The organism is Sphingomonas ginsenosidimutans (genome assembly GCF_002374835.1).
GTDB classification, from domain to species: Bacteria; Pseudomonadota; Alphaproteobacteria; order Sphingomonadales; family Sphingomonadaceae; genus Sphingomonas; species Sphingomonas ginsenosidimutans.
Genome location: NZ_NWVD01000002.1, coordinates 444,547 through 462,839, shown reverse-complemented (window position 1 = coordinate 462,839; position 18,293 = coordinate 444,547). Strand labels below are relative to the sequence as shown.

General features: G+C 68.5%; 18 protein-coding genes. 15 read left to right on the top strand and 3 right to left on the bottom strand.

Features of this window, described 5'->3' with window-relative positions; translation table 11 throughout:
• The first annotated feature begins 111 nt into the window (after nt 1-111).
• The 5 genes from sdhC (at nt 112) to COA17_RS07815 (ending at nt 4,462) form a co-directional block, all read left to right on the top strand.
• Complete coding sequence (gene sdhC / locus COA17_RS07835; RefSeq protein ID WP_096611425.1) at nt 112-537, top strand: succinate dehydrogenase, cytochrome b556 subunit; 426 nt, start codon at nt 112-114, stop codon at nt 535-537.
• The gene (sdhD, locus tag COA17_RS07830) at nt 537-914 is read left to right on the top strand and encodes a succinate dehydrogenase, hydrophobic membrane anchor protein (protein ID WP_066488073.1); all 378 of its coding nucleotides are present in this window, start codon (nt 537-539) and stop codon (nt 912-914) included. The genes sdhC and sdhD overlap by 1 nt, the downstream gene beginning before the upstream one ends.
• Nucleotides 914-2,716 (top strand): succinate dehydrogenase flavoprotein subunit, encoded by a 1,803-nt coding sequence (gene sdhA / locus COA17_RS07825; protein WP_096611423.1) that lies wholly within the window; start codon nt 914-916, stop codon nt 2,714-2,716. The genes sdhD and sdhA overlap by 1 nt, the downstream gene beginning before the upstream one ends.
• A 131-nt stretch (nt 2,717-2,847) precedes the next feature.
• Nucleotides 2,848-3,879 (top strand): C13 family peptidase, encoded by a 1,032-nt coding sequence (locus COA17_RS07820; RefSeq protein ID WP_231738760.1) that lies wholly within the window; start codon nt 2,848-2,850, stop codon nt 3,877-3,879.
• Nucleotides 3,880-3,889: 10 nt separating this feature from the next.
• The gene (locus COA17_RS07815) at nt 3,890-4,462 is read left to right on the top strand and encodes an ATP-dependent Clp protease proteolytic subunit (RefSeq protein WP_066488068.1); all 573 of its coding nucleotides are present in this window, start codon (nt 3,890-3,892) and stop codon (nt 4,460-4,462) included.
• 23 nt (nt 4,463-4,485) lie between these two features.
• Here COA17_RS07815 and COA17_RS07810 read toward each other — a convergent pair whose 3' ends face one another.
• On the bottom strand, nt 4,486-5,082 hold the full coding sequence (locus COA17_RS07810; RefSeq protein WP_420542555.1) for a DnaJ domain-containing protein: 597 nt from the start codon (nt 5,080-5,082) through the stop codon (nt 4,486-4,488).
• A 50-nt stretch (nt 5,083-5,132) separates the two neighbouring features.
• Between COA17_RS07810 and COA17_RS07805 the strand changes: the two genes are divergently transcribed.
• Entirely contained in the window at nt 5,133-5,441 is a 309-nt protein-coding gene (locus tag COA17_RS07805) for a BolA family protein (protein ID WP_096611686.1), read from the top strand.
• Between the two features lie 8 nt (nt 5,442-5,449).
• Here COA17_RS07805 and COA17_RS07800 read toward each other — a convergent pair whose 3' ends face one another.
• Complete coding sequence (locus tag COA17_RS07800) at nt 5,450-6,661, bottom strand: hypothetical protein (protein WP_141397050.1); 1,212 nt, start codon at nt 6,659-6,661, stop codon at nt 5,450-5,452.
• Between the two features lie 217 nt (nt 6,662-6,878).
• Between COA17_RS07800 and COA17_RS07795 the strand changes: the two genes are divergently transcribed.
• From COA17_RS07795 to COA17_RS07785, 3 genes are all read left to right on the top strand, one after another.
• Nucleotides 6,879-7,151: a BrnT family toxin gene (locus COA17_RS07795; RefSeq protein WP_096611417.1), complete on the top strand. Its 273-nt coding sequence runs from the start codon at nt 6,879-6,881 to the stop codon at nt 7,149-7,151.
• Nucleotides 7,111-7,389: a BrnA antitoxin family protein gene (locus COA17_RS07790; protein ID WP_096611415.1), complete on the top strand. Its 279-nt coding sequence runs from the start codon at nt 7,111-7,113 to the stop codon at nt 7,387-7,389. Before COA17_RS07795 ends, COA17_RS07790 begins: the two co-directional genes overlap by 41 nt.
• A gap of 87 nt (nt 7,390-7,476) precedes the next feature.
• Nucleotides 7,477-8,070 (top strand): hypothetical protein, encoded by a 594-nt coding sequence (locus COA17_RS07785; protein ID WP_096611413.1) that lies wholly within the window; start codon nt 7,477-7,479, stop codon nt 8,068-8,070.
• Nucleotides 8,071-8,439: 369 nt separating this feature from the next.
• Here COA17_RS07785 and uvrA read toward each other — a convergent pair whose 3' ends face one another.
• Nucleotides 8,440-11,340, bottom strand: a complete 2,901-nt coding sequence (gene uvrA, locus COA17_RS07780; RefSeq protein ID WP_096611411.1) for an excinuclease ABC subunit UvrA — start codon at nt 11,338-11,340, stop codon at nt 8,440-8,442.
• Nucleotides 11,341-11,448: 108 nt separating this feature from the next.
• On the opposite strand from uvrA, the gene COA17_RS07775 reads away from it, so the two are divergent.
• The 6 genes from COA17_RS07775 (at nt 11,449) to tal (ending at nt 18,171) form a co-directional block, all read left to right on the top strand.
• Nucleotides 11,449-12,273, top strand: coding sequence for an energy transducer TonB (locus tag COA17_RS07775; protein ID WP_176484838.1), 825 nt, complete (start codon nt 11,449-11,451; stop codon nt 12,271-12,273).
• Nucleotides 12,274-12,332: 59 nt separating this feature from the next.
• Complete coding sequence (locus COA17_RS07770) at nt 12,333-12,722, top strand: hypothetical protein (protein ID WP_245857541.1); 390 nt, start codon at nt 12,333-12,335, stop codon at nt 12,720-12,722.
• 277 nt (nt 12,723-12,999) lie between these two features.
• Nucleotides 13,000-13,890: a crotonase/enoyl-CoA hydratase family protein gene (locus tag COA17_RS07765; RefSeq protein ID WP_066485581.1), complete on the top strand. Its 891-nt coding sequence runs from the start codon at nt 13,000-13,002 to the stop codon at nt 13,888-13,890.
• 265 nt (nt 13,891-14,155) lie between these two features.
• Nucleotides 14,156-14,818, top strand: coding sequence for a ribose-5-phosphate isomerase RpiA (gene rpiA / locus COA17_RS07760; RefSeq protein WP_096611409.1), 663 nt, complete (start codon nt 14,156-14,158; stop codon nt 14,816-14,818).
• Between the two features lie 69 nt (nt 14,819-14,887).
• The gene (gene tkt, locus COA17_RS07755) at nt 14,888-16,966 is read left to right on the top strand and encodes a transketolase (protein WP_096611407.1); all 2,079 of its coding nucleotides are present in this window, start codon (nt 14,888-14,890) and stop codon (nt 16,964-16,966) included.
• Between the two features lie 101 nt (nt 16,967-17,067).
• On the top strand, nt 17,068-18,171 hold the full coding sequence (tal, locus tag COA17_RS07750) for a transaldolase (RefSeq protein ID WP_096611405.1): 1,104 nt from the start codon (nt 17,068-17,070) through the stop codon (nt 18,169-18,171).
• The last annotated feature ends 122 nt before the right edge of the window (nt 18,172-18,293 follow it).

Below are 18,293 nucleotides of genomic sequence, written 5' to 3'. Positions count from 1 at the left end.
TGCCGCCCGCGCCGATCCGGGCGCCGCGATAAGCCGGGCGCTTGCATCCCGTGCCGCATCGCCGCATAGACCGGCCCAAATCGTTCACGCCGTATTCCGAGGAGCCAAGCGGTGGCCACCAGACCCGATCGCCCGCGCAGCCCGCACCTGTTCAGCGGCCCGCTCGCGCTTCATTATCGCTGGAGCCCGGCGATGGCCGCGTCGATCTTCCATCGCGTGACCGGCGACGGCATGGCGACGGTGGGCACCGCGCTGCTGGTGTGGTGGCTGGCGGCGATCGCCGCCGGGCCGGACGCCTATGCCGCGTTCCTGAACGTGTTCACCCACGCCGACGGCGGGCTGAACCCGATCGGCTGGGTGGTCGGCGTCGCGCTGACCTGGGCGGTGTTCCAGCACATGATGAGCGGCATCCGCCACCTGGTGATGGACACGGGCGCGGCGTTCGAGCTGAAGACCAACCGGACGCTGGCCGCGCTGACCTTCGTCGCGTCGGTGCTGCTGACGGCGGCGTTCTGGCTCTATCTGGGGATCAAGTGATGACGACGCAGATCGGCCGCGTCCGGGGTCTGGGCAGCGCCCACGCCGGTGCGCATCATTGGTGGCATCAGAAGATCACCGCGGGCACCAACGTCCTGCTGGTCGTGTGGCTGCTGGCGTCGATCGCGCGGCTGCCGGCCTATGACTATACCACGGTACGGCTGTGGCTGCATTCGATGTGGGCGGCGGTGCCGATGGTGCTGCTGATCGCATCGGTGTTCTACCACTTCCGCCTAGGGCTGCAGGTGGTGATCGAGGATTATGCGCACAAGGAGAATCGCTTCGTGATGATGATCCTCCTCAACGTGTTCACCGCCGCCGCCGCCGCCATCGCCATCGTCTCGATCCTCAAGGTCGCGTTCGGAGCTGCCGCATAATGTCTGACGCCTACAAGATCATCGACCACACCTATGACGCGGTGGTGGTCGGCGCGGGCGGATCGGGCCTGCGCGCCACGATGGGGATCGCGGAAAGCGGCCTCAAGACCGCCTGCATCACCAAGGTGTTCCCGACCCGCAGCCATACCGTGGCGGCGCAGGGCGGGATCGCCGCATCGCTGGGCAACAACTCGCCGGACCATTGGTCGTGGCACATGTTCGACACCGTCAAGGGTTCCGACTGGCTCGGCGACCAGGACGCGATCGAATATATGGTGCGCGAGGCGCCGGCCGCGGTGTACGAGCTGGAGCACGCTGGCGTGCCGTTCAGCCGCAACGACAACGGCACCATCTACCAGCGGCCGTTCGGCGGGCACATGCAGAACATGGGCGAAGGCCCGCCGGTGCAGCGCACCTGCGCCGCCGCCGACCGCACCGGTCACGCCATGCTGCATGCGCTGTACCAGCAGTCGCTGAAGTATGACGCCGACTTCTACGTCGAATATTTCGCGCTCGACCTCATCATGGAGAACGGCGCGTGCCGCGGCGTCATCGCGCTGTGCATGGAGGACGGGTCGATCCACCGTTTCCGCGCGCATGCCGTCGTGCTGGCGACCGGCGGCGGCGGGCGCGTGTACCAGTCGGCGACGTCGGCGCACACCTGCACCGGCGACGGCAACGGCATGGCGCTGCGCGCCGGCATCGCGTTGCAGGACATGGAGTTCGTGCAGTTCCACCCGACCGGCATCTACGGCGCGGGCGTGCTCATCACCGAGGGTGCGCGCGGCGAGGGCGGGTATCTGACCAATTCCGAGGGCGAGCGGTTCATGGAACGCTATGCCCCGTCCGCCAAGGACCTGGCCAGCCGCGACGTCGTCGCGCGCTCGATGGCGATGGAGATGCGCGAGGGCCGCGGCGTCGGCAAGGACAAGGACCACATCTTCCTCCACCTCGACCATATCGACCCCGCGGTGCTGCACGAGCGGCTGCCGGGGATCACCGAGACGGGCAAGATCTTCGCGGGCGTCGACCTGACACGCCAGCCGTTGCCGGTGACGCCGACGGTCCATTACAACATGGGCGGCATCCCGTGTAACTACCACGGCGAGGTCGTCCGGCTGAAGGACGGCAACCCCGATGCGGTCGTCCCCGGCCTGTTCGCGGTCGGCGAGGCGGCGTGCGTTTCGGTCCACGGCGCCAACCGCCTCGGCTCCAACTCGCTGATCGACCTGGTCGTGTTCGGGCGCGCCACCGGCCTGCGGCTGAAGGACACGCTGAAGCCGAACACCTCGCACGATGCGCTGCCCAAGGGATCGGAAGAGCTGTCGCTCAGCCGGCTCGACCATTTCCGCAACGCCAAGGGCGGCACCCCGACCGCTACGCTGCGCGCCGAGATGCAGAAGACGATGCAGCGCCACTGCGCGGTGTTCCGCGACAGCGCGCTGCTGGCCGAGGGCGTGACGAAGATCGACGGCATCTACCAGGGGATGCAGGACGTCGGCATCGCCGATCGCTCGCTGATCTGGAACACGGATCTGGTCGAGACGCTGGAGCTCGACAATCTGATCGGCCAGGCGGTGGTGACGATGAAGAGCGCCGACAACCGCAAGGAAAGCCGCGGTGCGCACATGCATGAGGATTTCCCGGAGCGCGACGACGCCAACTGGATGAAGCACACGATCGCGACGTTCGACGGCTGGGGCGGCAAGGGCGGCGCGGTGTCGATCGACTATCGCCCGGTGCACGATTACACGCTGACCGACGACATCGAGTATATCAAGCCGAAGAAGCGCGTCTATTGATCGCCCGCGCGGCCCCGCGTCGACGGGGCCGCGCGGTCGCGGTGGCCCGGCGCTGTCGACGATGGCGGATCGGAACGCGCACTTGACGACGTGCTCCTACACGTGCCCAATCGTCGCGAACGGGGGCGCGGATGGGGCGGACGTGGTCGGACATGATGCGGGCGGGGCTGCTGCTGATCGCGGTGGCGGGTGTGGGGGCACGGGCCTCGTCCCCCTCCGCCACGGTCGCTGACGCGCCGCCGCCCCGCCATACGCTCCCCCCGCCGACGCTGGACGGCGACGATGCGACGATGCGGCAGCAGGCCGATACCGGGATCGTCGTGGAGCGCGACCGCACCGCGCGCTGGCGGCTGGCGGAGCATCGCCGGCTGACCGCCGCGCTCGACCGGCTCGCGCCCGAACGCAGCGGGGTGATCGATGCCTATGTCGTGGTCGCGGCGCTGGACAGCGACCCGGTGTTCGCGCGGGAGGCGCGGGCGAGCGCGGTGGTGCTGGCGCGGCGCTATGGCGCGGAAGGGCGCACGATCGTGCTGGCCGGGCCGGACGGGCGCGGGGGCGCCGCGCTGCCGATGGGCAGCCCCGCCGCGCTCGACCTGGTGCTGGCGCGCGTTGCCGAGGTGATGAACCCGGCGGAGGATGTGCTGATCCTCTACACCACCAGCCATGGTGCCGGGTTCGGCCTCTATTACAACGACGGCGACCAGGGTTACGGTGCGATCGGCCCGGCGCATCTGTGGCGGGAATTGTCGGACCTGGGCATCCGCAACCGCCTGATCCTGCTGAGCGCCTGCTATTCGGGGGTGTTCGTGCCGATGCTGTCGTCGGACACGACCGCGATCGTCACCGCCGCCTCCGCCGAACGCAGCAGCTTCGGGTGCGAGGCGGACAACGACTGGACGTTCTTCGGCGATGCGCTGGTCAACCATGCGCTGCGCCAGCCGGTGCCACTGGCGGCGGCGGTGGCGCAGGCGCAGGGCGAGATCGCCGGATGGGAGCGGCGGGCCAAGCTGACCCCCTCCGATCCGCAGGTGTCGATCGGGGCGGGTGCGCAACGCTGGCTGGCGACGCTGGAGCGCGCGCTGCCGCCCGCCGATGCGCCGGTCGGGCGCCCGGCGACGGCGGTGCTGGAGGAGGTGGCGCGGAACAAGCGGGCGCGCCGCTGATTGGGGCGGGATGACCACCGATACCCACGCCTCGCAATATCCGCTGCTCGCGGCTCCGCATATCCAGCTGCACGGCATCGTCGACGATGCGATGTACGCGCAGTTCAAGGACCAGCTGGCCGCCGCGCCGCCCGACGGCCCGCTGGTGGTGTCGATCACCACATTGGGCGGCGACCCGGAAATGGCGCGGGCGATGGGCGATTCGATCCGGCTGCTGCGCGAATATACCGGGCGGGATGCGCTGTTCCTGGGCAAGGTGGCGGTCTATTCCGCGGGGGCGACGTTCATGTCGGCCTTTCCCGCCGATCGCCGGTTCCTGACCAAGAATTCGCGGCTGATGATCCACGAGCGGTTGATGAACAGCACGATCACGCTCAACGGCCCGCTCAACACGCTGACCCCGCTGCTCAAGGCCAAGCTAAACGAGATCGAGGATTCGATCCGCATCCAGGAGGAAGGGTTCGCCGATCTGGTGCGCGGCACGCAGGTGACGCTGGAGCAGCTGAAGGCCAAGGCGCCCGACAATTGGTATATCGAGGCCGAGGAGGCGCGGCGGCTGGGGCTGGTGCTCGACATCATCTGACGCCCCCCCGCCGCCGCCGCGCGTCATGCGAAGGCGGGGGCGCGGCGCAGCTGCTGATAGGCGGCGATCACCCTGGTCAGCTTCGCTTCGTGCCGGCGGTCGCCGCCGTTGCGATCGGGGTGGTAGCGGCGGACGAGGTCCGAATAGCGGCGGCGCAGCGCGGCGCGATCGGCGTCCGCGGCCAGCCCGAGCACTTCGAGGTTGCGGCGGTCCTCCCCCGACAGCGGCTTGCCGTCCGCACGCTCCGGCGCGGCGGCTGCGCGGCGGAAGCGCGCGCCGATCGCGTCGAGCGGATCGGTGAAATCGGCCCAGCGCGGCCCGGCATCCCCCGCCCCCGCACGCGCGAAGGCGCGCGTCTCGCGCTCCCACCCGGCCATCGGGCGCTGTGCCTGGTGGATTTCGTCGGCGGTCATCCCGTCGAAGTAATTGTAGCCGGCGTTGAACGCGCGGATGTGATCGAGGCAGAACCAGCGGAAGCGCGGCGGGCCTTCGCCATTCCCCGGCCCTTCGAGCGGGGGCGCGCGGAACTCCCCCGCCGCGTCGCAGGCGGGGTGCGAACACGGCTGGCCGGTCCCTTCGACCCGGCCGTGGAAACGGGTGTGGGGGCGATCGTTGTTCAACGCCACGCTTCGTCCATCTTCTTTCGCAAAAGAACCGCTATATGGGGGCGATGACCGACGCTTCCACCACCCCCGCCCCCGCCCCGACCGTCGCGGAGGCGATCGCCGAACGGCTGACCGCCGCCTTGTCCCCGACCCACCTGGAGGTGGTGAACGACAGCGCGCGGCATCGCGGGCACATGGGCGACGACGGCACGGGGGAGAGCCATTTCCACGTGACGGTGGAAAGCGCCGCCTTCGCGGGGCAGAGCCGCGTCGCGCGCCAGCGGATGGTCAACCACGCGCTCGCCGATTTGCTGGCGGAGCGGATCCACGCGCTGGCGATCAGCGCGCGCGCGCCCGGCGAGGCGGCACGCTGACGCAGCGGTCACCCGCCGCCGCCGCCCGCCACCGCGGCGGGACCGTCGCCCCCGCCGTCCGCGACATCCTCCGGTCCGCCTGACGCCGCGCGCGCCGGAGCGGCCCGCTTCGTGAACCAGGCATCGCGCGCGGCGGCGAGCACGGCCATCGCGGGCGCATCGCGATGATCGGGGCCGGGGCCCATCACCGCCTCCTCCTCCGGGGTGAGCGCGCGTTCGTATTCGAAATGCGTCGGCTCGTGCTCCTCCTCGCCGAAAAAGCCGGGGGGCGGGGGGAAGGAGGTGCGCCACGCATCCTCTTCGTCGCACCACCACACCGGTTCCGGATCGGGCGGGGGCACGCGCGGGAACGGGGCGGGCGAATGTTGCGAAAGTTGAGGCGCTGGCGGGATCGGGGGCGGGGTCGGGGACGGCGCCGGGGGAGCCGGCGGCGCGAGGCGGAGCAGCCCGGCGGCCTCCGCACGCGCCCATTGCTCCGCGGTCCAGGACGCGCGCTGCGCCGGATCGAGATCGGCGGCCGGCACCTCGTCCGCGGTGGCATGGCCGGTCCGCACGAGGCGGTCGGCGGCGGCGAGCGCGAACAGCGGCGCCAGATCGTGCGCGGGCGCGGTATCCTCCCCCGCGGCGTCGAGCAGGTCGCCCAGCCCGACGCTGCGCCGCGCGATGAACAGCCCGGCCTGCGCCGGCCCGCCGTCCCGATCGACCAGATCGAGGAAGGCGTCGAATTCCTGCGCCACCAGCCGCGCGGCGCGGACATCGGCGTCGGGCGCGCTTTCCACCTGCCGGTCGAGCCGCGCGAGCAGCGTCATCGCGAGGCGATTGTCATGGCGGTGGCGCGTGACGGTGACGCCGTCGGCGCGGGTATAGGTATCGACCTGGCCATGGAGCGCGCGGACCATCAGCGTGTCCGCGACCACATCGCGCGCGACCAGCGTCGCCGCGCGCCACCCGAGCGCGAAGGCCGCGCCCTTCGCCGAGCGGCGGAAGGCATAAGCGGAGGTGGCCGACAGCCCGACCTGCGCGCAGGCGGCATCGACGCCATGCCCCTCGGCGATCGCCGCGAGGAAGGTGCGCTGGTTGGCGGCGGACCAGCCGTCGGCGCGGCGCGAGGGCGTGGTGTCGGGGAGCAGCGCGGCGGGGGCGGGCGCGGGGTCGGGCGGGGGCTGGGTCGCGCGGCGGGCGGGGGCGGTGATGCCCTCCATCGGGGTCATGACGGTCATGTGGGTGGCCCTCCCTGTGGTGTGCGGGGGAGGGTGGCGGGTGTTGGGGGGTGTAGGACAGCGTCGCCGCCCGAGGTGGTAGCGCAGCTACCGCCGAGGCCCGCCGAGGCGACGCCGGCTAGCGGCGCTATAGCGCCGACTGACGACGCGGCTTTGCCGCGGCGGGGGGACGCAGAGGCAATTGACGCCGTGAATATCGTAGTTACATATTGGGCCGGTGGACATCAGCTTCGATCCCGCCAAGCGTGCCAGGACGCTCGCCGAGCGGGGGCTGGATTTTGCGGACGCCGGGCGGGTGTTCGCCGGACTGACGATGACGCGACCCGACGATCGCTTCGATTATCCCGAGCCGCGATTTCAGACGTTTGGTCTGCTGGATGACCGATTGGTGATGGTGGTGTGGGCGGACGTCGAGGGACGCCGCCGGATCGTCTCGATGAGGAAGTGCAATGAGCGAGAACGACACTGGTTCGCCCGGCAACTGGGTTGATCCCGACGATGCGCCCGAATGGACCGAGGCGATGTTCGCCGAGGCGGAGATCGCGGTCGGCGGCGAGGTCATCCGGCCCGGCAAATGGCGGAGCGCCGGCCGTCCGCCGCTGGGCGCGGCGGCGAAGCGGCAGGTGACGTTGCGGCTCGATCCCGATGTGATCGAGAAGTTCCGCGAGGGTGGGCCGGGGTGGCAGGGGCGGATGAACGAGGCGCTGCGGAAGGCGGTGGGGTTGTGACGAAAATATAGTCGAGTGTGGAATTCTAAAGGGTTTGAGTCACTTAGCGGCTATTGCATAAGCCGCTGATTCTGCGATAATTTCTTGATGGACGTAACTTATAATTTGAACGGTGGCTTTAAGCCGGCGACTAAGCGGTTTGCCGATTTGAGCGGGCCAGACTTTTTCCCCACGCCCGCATGGGCGACGCATGCTTTGATCGAAAATGAAACCTTCACGGGGAGTATTTGGGAACCTGCCTGCGGGAATGGCGCTATGTCAGAAGTCCTAGAAAAAACTGGGTGCGCCGTTCGAAGTTCTGATCTTTATGATCGGGGTTATGGAGAAGCCGGTATTGATTTTTTGACGGTATCTGGAAATGCTGACAACATAATCACAAATCCTCCATACAATGCCGCTGAAGGATTCTTAAAATCCTGCCTAGATAAGGCTAATAAGAAATTTGCTTTACTTTTGCGTCTTGCCTTCCTCGAAGGTGCTAACCGCAGACGAACAATATTTTCTACGTCTCCGCCATCACGTGTATGGGTGTTCAGCGAGCGTATCACATTTTATCCGGCCGGTGCTGTCCAAAAAGGTACGGGCACTACAGCTTATGCTTGGTTCGTATGGGACATGAATTGCCAAGCGAAAACCGAAATTCGGTGGATTGAGCCAGGATTTAAGAAGCGCTATGGATGAAGCCCAAGTGATGCTAGTTGGGCTTTTCCAGCACTCGTTATACGATAACCTATCCGAGGAATATGCACTAGCCATCCACGGTCGATGGCGTTGCCACCGGCGGCGTGATGTGACCTGATGTTGCGTACCTGTTGATGCCACATCGTCTCACCGGGGCGTGTTCCAGACAGCGCGTTATCCTCCGCTGAGAAATTCATGAACCCGGGCATGTCGGCGCGGCATCTTTTGAACGTTGCCAAGTCGCTTGGCTGGTTTGCTGCAATACGCATTACTCCGATGGCAATCTCAGTCTCATCTTTTCGAGCCATACTTCACCTCCTAAGGTGAGTTTAGTGAAATATTTGATGAAAATCAATGTGTTGATTCTTGCTATTTCGTTGTTCTCCGTTGCGCGCTTAGCAACGGCGCCAGATACTTCCCCGTAAAACTCCGCTCTTCCTTCACCACCTCCTCCGGCACGCCCGCCGCGACGATCTCCCCGCCCTTCACGCCGCCTTCCGGCCCCAGGTCGATGATCCAGTCGGCGGTCTTGATGACGTCGAGATTGTGTTCGATCACCACCACGGTGTTGCCCTGCTCGACCAGCGCGTGGAGCACCTCCAGCAGCTTGCGGACGTCCTCGAAATGGAGGCCGGTGGTCGGTTCGTCGAGGATGTAGAGCGTGTTGCCGGTGGCGCGGCGGCTGAGTTCCTTGGCGAGCTTCACGCGCTGCGCCTCGCCGCCCGACAGCGTGGTCGCCTGCTGCCCGACCTTGACGTAGCCCAGGCCGACCTCGACCAGCATCGCCATCTTGTCGCGGATCGGCGGCACGTTGGCGAAGAAGCTGGCGGCGTCCTCCACCGTCATGTCGAGGACGTCGGCGATGGAGTGGCCCTTGAACTTCACTTCCAGCGTCTCGCGATTGTAGCGCGCGCCGTGGCACACGTCGCAGGTGACGTAGACGTCGGGGAGGAAGTGCATCTCGATCTTGAGCACGCCGTCGCCCTGGCACGCCTCGCACCGCCCGCCCTTGACGTTGAAGCTGAAGCGGCCGGGCTTGTAGCCGCGCGCCTGCGATTCGGGCAGGCCGGCGAACCAGTCGCGGATCTGCGTGAAGGCGCCGGTGTAGGTCGCCGGGTTCGACCGCGGGGTGCGGCCGATCGGCGACTGGTCGATGTCGATGACCTTGTCGAGATGCTGCAGCCCGGTGATCCTGTCGTGCTTGCCCGCCAGGATGCGCGCGCCGTTCAGCTGGCGCGCGGCGGCGGCGTAGAGCGTGTCGATCGTGAAGCTGGACTTGCCCGACCCCGACACGCCGGTGATGCAGGTGAAGGTGCCGAGCGGGATCGACGCGGTGACGCCGGTCAGATTGTTGGCGGTGGCGTTGTGGACGGTCAGCTTCTTGCCCGACCCCTTTCGGCGCTTGGCAGGAAGCGGGACTTCGCGGGTGCCGTTGAGGTAATCGGCGGTGATCGACGTCTTCGACTTGAGGAGTTGCTTGACGGTGCCCTGCGCCACCACCTTGCCGCCGTGGACGCCCGCGCCCGGCCCCATGTCGATCACGTAATCGGCCATGCGGATCGCATCCTCGTCATGCTCGACGACGATGACGGTGTTGCCCAGGTCGCGCAGCCGGCGCAGCGTGGCGAGCAGCATGTCGTTGTCGCGCTGGTGCAGCCCGATCGACGGTTCGTCGAGGACGTAGAGGACGCCGGACAGCCCGCTGCCGATCTGCGACGCGAGGCGGATGCGCTGGCTCTCGCCGCCGGACAGCGTGCCCGAGGTGCGATCGAGGTTCAGATAGTCGAGCCCGACGTTGTTGAGGAAGCCGAGCCGCTCGACGATCTCCTTCAGGATGCGCTCGGCGATCGCGCGCTGCTGGTCGCCGAGATGGCTGGGCAGGTCGGTGAAGAAGGCGAGCGCGTCGACCACGCTCATCCGCGTGGCGTGGCTGATATCCTCGCCGGCGATCTTGACCGCCAGCGCCTCGGGCTTGAGGCGCGCGCCGTGGCAGACCTCGCACGCCTGCGACGACTGGTATTTGGACAGCTCCTCCTTCATCCACGCGCTCTCGGTCTGGAGCAGGCGGCGGTTGAGGTTGCCGATGACGCCCTCGAACGGCTTCTTCACGTCGTAGCTCTTCTTGCCGTCGACGAAGGTCAGCGTGACCGGCTTGCCGCCGGTGCCGTGGAGGATCACCAGCTTCACCTCGCCCGGCAGGTCGGCCCAGGGGGTGTCGAGCGAGAAGCCGAATTCGCGCGCCAGGCTGGCCATCACCTGCATGTAATAGGGCGAGGGCGGGTTGCTCTTCGCCCAGGGGACGACCGCGCCCTTCTTGATCGACAGATCGTGGTTGGGGACGACCAGATCCTCGTCGAAGATCATCTTCTCGCCCAGCCCGTCGCACGCCGGACATGCGCCCTGGGGAGCGTTGAAGCTGAACAGCCGCGGCTCGATCTCGGCGATGGTGAAGCCGCTGACCGGGCAGGCGAACTTTTCGGAAAAGACGATCCGGCCGGGCGGGGCGTGATCGCCGAGCACGACGCTTTCGGGGGTGCGCGGTTCGACGGGGTCGGCCGGGTCGATATAGGCCAGGCCGTCGGCAAGCTTCAGCGCGGTCTCGAAACTGTCGGCGAGGCGGGTCGCGACATCCTCGCGCACCACGAGGCGATCGACCACCACCTCGATATCGTGCTTGTACTTCTTGTCGAGCGCCGGCGCCTCGTCGATCTCATACACCTCGCCGTCGATGCGCACGCGGGTGAAGCCGGCCTTCTGCCACTCGGCCAGTTCCTTGCGATATTCGCCCTTGCGCCCGCGCACGACGGGGGCGAGCAGGTAGAGGCGCGTCCCCTCCGGCAGCGCCATCACGCGGTCGACCATCTGGCTGACCGTCTGCGCTGCGATCGGCAGGCCGGTGGCGGGGGAATAGGGGACGCCGACGCGCGCCCACAGCAGGCGCATGTAATCGTAGATCTCGGTGACCGTCGCCACGGTCGAGCGCGGGTTGCGGCTGGTCGTCTTCTGCTCGATCGAGATCGCGGGGCTCAGCCCCTCGATATGGTCCACGTCGGGCTTCTGCATCAGCTCCAGGAACTGGCGCGCATAGGCCGACAGCGATTCGACGTAGCGGCGCTGCCCCTCGGCATAGATGGTGTCGAAGGCGAGGCTGGACTTGCCCGAACCCGACAGGCCGGTGATGACCGTCAGCGTATCGCGCGGGATATCAACGCTGACGTCCTTGAGGTTATGCTCGCGCGCGCCGCGGACCGAAATCGTGGTGAGTGCCATGCGGGAATATGTTCCAGATTTGTTCGCGCGCGTCCAGACGGCGCGTGCCGGCCGGATGTGGGGCGATGGGGGGAGCGGGGCAAGATGACGGGGGGAACGATGCGAGCGGTGGCTTTGATCCTTGCGGGGGTGGGCGTTCCGGCATGGGGAGCGCCCGCCGCAATGCCCGTGGCCGGCGACAAATGGGTCGTCGATGCTGGGGCCGACAAATGCACGCTGACGCGCCGGTTCGGCTCGGACGCGGCCTCGGTCACGCTGTCATGGTGGCGCGTACCGACGACGCGCCGCTCGACCCTGTGGGTTACCGAGGCGGGCGGGAGGGGCGCAGACCCCGGCAGCGTCCGCGTGACGTTCGGTGATCGCACCGCGACGGTCCGTGCCTTGCCCGATCCGCAGCACGCGGCGGGGCATGACGCTGGGCAGCGGCGCTGGCGCGTCGTCCTGGACGACACGCTGTTCGCTGGCGCGAAGGAGGGCGACACGCTGATGCTGGCTCCGGCCGAGCGGCCGGCCGCGACGGGCGCGACGGGCGCGCCGATCGTCATCACGCTGCCGACCTTTGCGGCGGCGTGGCGCGCGACGGATGCGTGCGTGGCAAAGGTGGCCGCCTTCTGGGGGCTGGACCCGGCGGAGGACGCCCGGATCGCCACGCCACCATCGCTGATCGGCGGGATCGCGGATTATTACAGTGTCCAGGATTATCCGCGCACGGCGCTGCGCGCGGGAGCGGGAGGGACGACCGGCATCCTCGTCACGATCGACGCGGCGGGCGCTGCGACGGGGTGTCGCCCGATCCTGTCGAGCGGCCGGGCGGACATCGACACCGCCAGTTGCCGCCCCGCCCGGCCGCTGCGCTTCGCCCCGGCGGTCGGCCACGATGGTGCGCCGGTCGCCAGCCATGCGCTGTTGACGGTCGCGTGGCACACTTCCTGAGGCAGGGGCGGGCATTGCAGCGCGCTTTAGGTGTCTTATATCCCTGTCACACAGCGAAGGTGAGCGACGTGGGCGGGAAGAAGGCGAAGAAGGGCAGATTGCCCAAGGAAATCCTGGGCGTGAAGCTGCCCAAGGAACTGCGCAAGGCGGGCGACGAGCTGATCGGGCAGGCCGGCGCGGCGATGGCGAGCGCCGCTGGGCGGCAGGCGATCGCGGGGGCGCTGACGGTCGCGGCGGCGGCGGCCAGCGCGGCGATCGCGCGCAAGGCGGCGGAGGGAGCGGCGCCCGCTCCGGCGCCCTCGCCCGCTGCTGCCGGGCCGGGGCCGGAAACGGGCGACGCGGCCGCGCCGCAGGGGACGCAGCGCGCGCCCGATCCGCAGGCGGTGGCCGATGCGGTGGTGCAGGCGGCCGACGCGGTGCTGGGGCGGCTGTTCGGAAAGCGGGTGTAGCGGCGCGTCTGCGGCGCGCGCGATGCGGGAGCCGCGGGAGATCCCGGCCTTTGCCGGGATGACGGTGGTGGCGGGCGGTGAGGTTCCGCGAGAGGGCACGACCGCCACGAGCGTCGCCCCGGCGCAGGCCGGGGTCTTTACGGGTCGCGCGATGCAGGGGCAGCGGGAAATTCGCGCCTTCGCCGGACGACGCTGTCGGCGTTGGCCGGGATCGGCGCTTGACGGGCGCCTTCCGTAAGTATTGTTATGCCGCCGTAAGCATCACGAGGAGAGGCCGGTGGCATACGAACAGATCATCTATGAGGTCGCCGACGGCGTCGCGACGATCACGCTGAACCGGCCGGAGAAGCTCAACGCCTTCACCGGCACGATGATGGCCGAGATGATCGCGGCGTTCGACGCGACCGATGCCGACGACGACGTGCGCTGCGTGATCGTGACCGGCGCGGGGCGCGCCTTCTGCGCCGGCGCGGACCTGTCGGGCGGGGGCAAAACGTTCGACTACGAAAGCCGCGGCGAGGAATCGCCGGTCGGGCCGAACGGCGAGCTGCGCTATTCCAGCGAGAGCGCGCGCGACGGCGGCGGGCGGCTGACGCTGCGCATCTTCGAAAGCGTCAAGCCGGTGATCGCGGCGATCAACGGCCCGGCGGTGGGCGTGGGCAGCACGATGACGCTGCCGATGGACATCCGGCTGGCGAGCGACACCGCGCGGATGGGCTTCGTGTTCGCGCGGCGCGGGATCGTGCCGGAAGCGGCGTCGAGCTATTTCCTGCCGCGGGTCGTCGGGATCAGCCAGGCGCTGGAATGGTGCTATTCCGGCCGGGTGTTCGACGCCGCCGAGGCGCACGCGGGCGGGCTGGTGAAGGAGGTGCTGCCCGCCGACCGGCTGCTGGCGCGCGCCAACGAACTGGCGCGCGAGATCGCCGACAACACCGCCCCGGTATCGGTGGCGCTGACGCGCGCGATGTTGTGGCGCGGGCTTGGCTATTCGCACCCGATGGACGCGCACAAGGTCGACAGCCGCGCGATCCTGTCGCGCGGGCGGTCGGGCGACGCGAAGGAGGGCGTGACCTCGTTCCTGGAGAAGCGCGCGCCGGTGTATCCCGACCGGGTGAGCCGCGACATGCCGGACTTCGTGCCGTGGTGGGAGGAACAGCGTTATTCGTGACGGCCGGGTTGCGGTCTGGAGCCACGCGAAGACGCGAAGGCGCGACGTGGAAGCGGGGTTCGCGCAGCGGCGCGGAGACGCGGAGGGGGTGTGCGGCGGGGCTGATGGCTGCTCCTGTGCCAATGTCCGTCGCCCCTGCGCAGGCGGGGGCCTTTCCGGGGCGGGCGATGCGGCTTGCCGCGGGAGATCCCGGCTTTAGCCGGGATGACATGTGGGGTTCGGGGCGGGATGGCGGCTGGCGCGTTGGGCGGGGCGGAGGTGTGGTGTGCGCGATGACGACAAGCGGCTGGCAGCCGAGGCGGCGGTGGCGGAGGTGCGTGACGGGATGCTCGTCGGGCTGGGCACCGGATCGACCGTGGCGTTCGCGATCGCGGCGCTGATCGCGCGCGGCGCGCGGATCGAGACGGTGGCGACCAGCATCGACAGCGCGGCGAAGGCGCGTGCCGGCGGGCTGGTGGTGCGCGATTTCGCCGATGTGGCGCGCGTCGACCTGACCATCGACGGCGCGGACGAGGTCGATACGCGGCTGCTGGCGATCAAGGGCGCGGGCGGTGCGATGCTGCGCGAGAAGATCGTCGCGGCGGCGTCCGCGCGGATGGTGGTGATCGCCGACGGATCGAAACGGGTCGCTGCGATCGGCGCGGCGAAGCTGCCGGTCGAGGTGCTGCCGTTCGCGCGCGCCTTCGTCGCCGAGCGGCTGGCGGCGCTGGGCGCGGCGGTGACGGTGCGCGACGGCGTCACCGACAACGGCAATATCGTGCTGGACGCGCGTTTCGGCGCGATCGCCGATCCGGCGGGGCTGGCGCGCGCGATCGACGCCGTTCCCGGTGCGCTGGGGCACGGCCTGTTCCTCACCGAGGTCGACGCCGCCTATATCGCCGACGCGGGTGTCGTTACGCGGCTGGAACGCGGCGACGCGAGCCGTTAAGGGGGCCGGGACTCGGCAACCGGCGCCCCGCCGGTGCGTTGGCATGACCATTCCGGATAAGAGGTTTCCATGACCGATACCGCCACCCTGCCTGCGGGCGTTCATGAAGACGGCAGCCCCGAGCGGCTGCAGATCGATACCATCCGCACGCTGTCGATGGACGCGGTGCAGGCGGCCAATTCGGGCCACCCCGGCACGCCGATGGCGCTGGCGCCGGTCGGCTGGACGATCTGGACGCAGTTCCTGCGCTATGACCCCGCGCACGCCGACTGGCCGAACCGCGACCGCTTCGTCCTGTCGGTCGGCCATGCGTCGATGCTGCTCTATTCGCTGCTGTACCTGGCCGGCGTCGAGGAGATCGACGCGGAGGGTAACAAGAGCGGCCAGCCGGCGGTGAGCCTGGACGATATCAAGCAGTTCCGCCAGCTCGGCTCCAAGACGCCGGGCCACCCCGAATATCGCCACACGACGGGGGTGGAGACGACCACCGGCCCGCTGGGCGCGGGCTGCGGCAATTCGGTGGGCATGGCGATCGCGGAACGCTGGCTGGCGGCGCGCTACAACACGCCGGACTTCGCGCTGTTCGACCATGACGTCTACACGCTGTGCGGCGACGGCGACATGATGGAGGGCGTCAGCGCCGAGGCCGCGTCGCTGGCCGGGCACCTGAAGCTGTCGAACCTGTGCTGGATCTATGACAGCAACCACATCTCGATCGAGGGCGGCACCGACCTGGCGTTCGACGAGGATGTCGGCAAGCGCTTCGAGGCCTATGGCTGGAACGTCATCCATGTCGACGACGCCAATGACGTCGGCGCGCTGACCGCCGCGATTCAGGCGTTCCGCGATGAGCAGGACCGCCCGACGATGATCGTCGTCCATTCGGTGATCGGCTGGGGTTCCCCGCGCGCTGGCACGGAAAAGGCGCATGGCGAGCCGCTGGGCGCGGAGAATATCGTCAAGACCAAGGAAGCGTACGGCTGGCCGACCGACAAGGACTTCTACGTCCCCGAGGGCGTCAAGGAAGCGTTCGGCGCAGCGGTGAAGGACCGCGGCGGCGCGGCGCGCGACGCCTGGGTCGCGCTGTTCGACCGCTATCGCGCCGCGCATCCCGACAAGGCCGCCGAGCTGGACGCGATGTGGAAGGACGAGCTGCCCGAGGGCTGGGACAGCGAGATCCCGGTGTTCGAGGCCGACGACAAGGGCGTCGCCAGCCGCGACGCGGGCGGCAAGGTGCTGAACGCGATCGCGAAGAAGGTGCCGTGGCTGCTGGGCGGGTCCGCCGACCTGGCGCCGTCGACCAAGACCGACATCAAGGGCGCGGCGTCGTTCGAGGCGGACAATTACGCCGGCAGCAATTTCCACTTCGGCGTGCGCGAACATGCGATGGGCGCGGTGGTGAACGGCATGTCGCTGTCGCACCTGCGCGGCTATGGCTCCACCTTCCTCGTCTTCCTCGATTACATGCGCGCGCCGGTGCGGCTGGCGGCGTTGATGGAGCTGGGCTCGGTGTTCGTGTTCACGCACGATTCGATCGGCGTGGGCGAGGACGGGCCGACCCACCAGCCGATCGAGCATCTGGCGACGATGCGCGCGATCCCCGGGCTCGACACGATCCGCCCGTGCGACGCCAACGAAGTCGCCGCGGCATGGCGCGCGGTGATGAAGGACGCGGGCACGCCCGCCGCGCTGGTGCTGTCGCGCCAAGCGCTGCCGACGCTGGACCGCAGCAAATATGCCGGTGCCGAGGGGCTGGAGAAGGGCGCCTATGTGCTGGCCGACAGCGATGGTACGCCGGAGGTGATCCTGATCGCGACCGGATCGGAAGTCGCGCTGGCGGTGAAGGCCTATGAGCAGCTGACCGGCGAGGGGGTGAAGGCGCGTGTCGTGTCGATGCCCAGCTGGCACCGCTACGAAGTGCAGGACGCCGCCTATAAGGAAAGCGTGCTGCCCAAGGCGGTGAAGGCGCGCGTCGCGATCGAGATGGCCGGATCGCTCGGCTGGGACCGCTATGTCGGCTACGAAGGGCGGCAGATCACCATGTCGACCTTCGGCGCATCGGCCCCGATCGCCAAGCTGCAGGACAAGTTCGGCTTCACGGTGGCGAATGTCGTGAAGGTGGCGAAGGAAGCGATGGCCGCGAACTGACCCGCCGCCGCTGCGAAGGCGGGCGGGCGACACTATATCGGTTGAGATGGCGAACATCGGCCCCGCCCCCCGCGCGGGGCCGAGGGTAACAGGAGATCGGGATGAGCAAGCTGCAGGATCTGAGCAACGCCGGCACCGCGGTGTGGCTGGACTTCGTGGATCGCAAGTTCCTGAACGCCGGCGGGCTGCAGAAGCTGGTCGACGAGGACGGGCTGAGCGGCGTCACCTCCAACCCGACGATCTTCGAAAAGGCGATGGGTTCGGGCGAGGCCTATGACGAGGGCTTCGCCGCGTTCGACAAGGCCAACCCCGGCGCGACCGCGATGGCGCGGTACGAGGCGCAGGCGGTGAAGGACATCCAGGCGGCGTGCGACACGCTGCGCCCCGTTTATGACCGGCTGGACGCCAAGGACGGCTATGTCAGCCTGGAGGTATCCCCCTATCTGGCGATGAAGGGGCCGGAAACCGCCGAGGAGGCCGAGCGGCTGTGGAAGGCGGTGGACCGCCCCAATCTGATGATCAAGATCCCCGGCACCGACGACGGCGTGCGCGCGATCCGCGACACGATCGCCAAGGGGATCAACGTCAACGTCACGCTGCTGTTCTCGATCGCGGCGTATCAGAAGGTCGCGAACGCCTATGTCGAGGGGCTGGAGGAGCGCGCCGAAAAGGGGCTGCCGATCGACCGCATCGCCAGCGTGGCGAGCTTCTTCGTCAGCCGCATCGACAGCAAGATCGACGACAAGATCGATGCCGGCGTCGGCGGGGACGAGGCCAAGGCGCTGAAGGGCAAGGTGGCGATCGCCAACGCCAAGCTGGCCTATGCCTGGTATCAGGAATTCATCGCGTCGGACCGCTGGCAGAAGCTGGCCGCCAAGGGTGCGCAGCCGCAGCGGCTGCTATGGGCATCGACCGGCACCAAGAACCCCGATTACCCCGACACTTTGTACGTCGACGCGCTGATCGGGCCGGAGACGGTCAATACGATGCCCCCCAAGACGATGGACGCATTCCGCGACCATGGCACCGTCGCGCAGACGCTGACCGACGACGTCGCGGGCGCGAGGCAGGTGATGGCCGATGCCGAGCGGCTGGGGCTGGACCTGGACGGCGTCACCGCGACGCTGGTGGAGGAAGGCGTGGCGAGCTTCGCCACGTCGTTCGACGACCTGCTGAAGGTGATCGGAGAAAAGCAGCCGGCGTGATCGTGTGCCCGCGGGCGGTGGTTCCCGACCGCCGCCGGTGGTGCGGATACTGTGGATGAGCCGCGCGAAGATGAAGGTCATTGCTTCACGCGACGGCGTAGAAGGCGGCGGGTTTGGCGTGA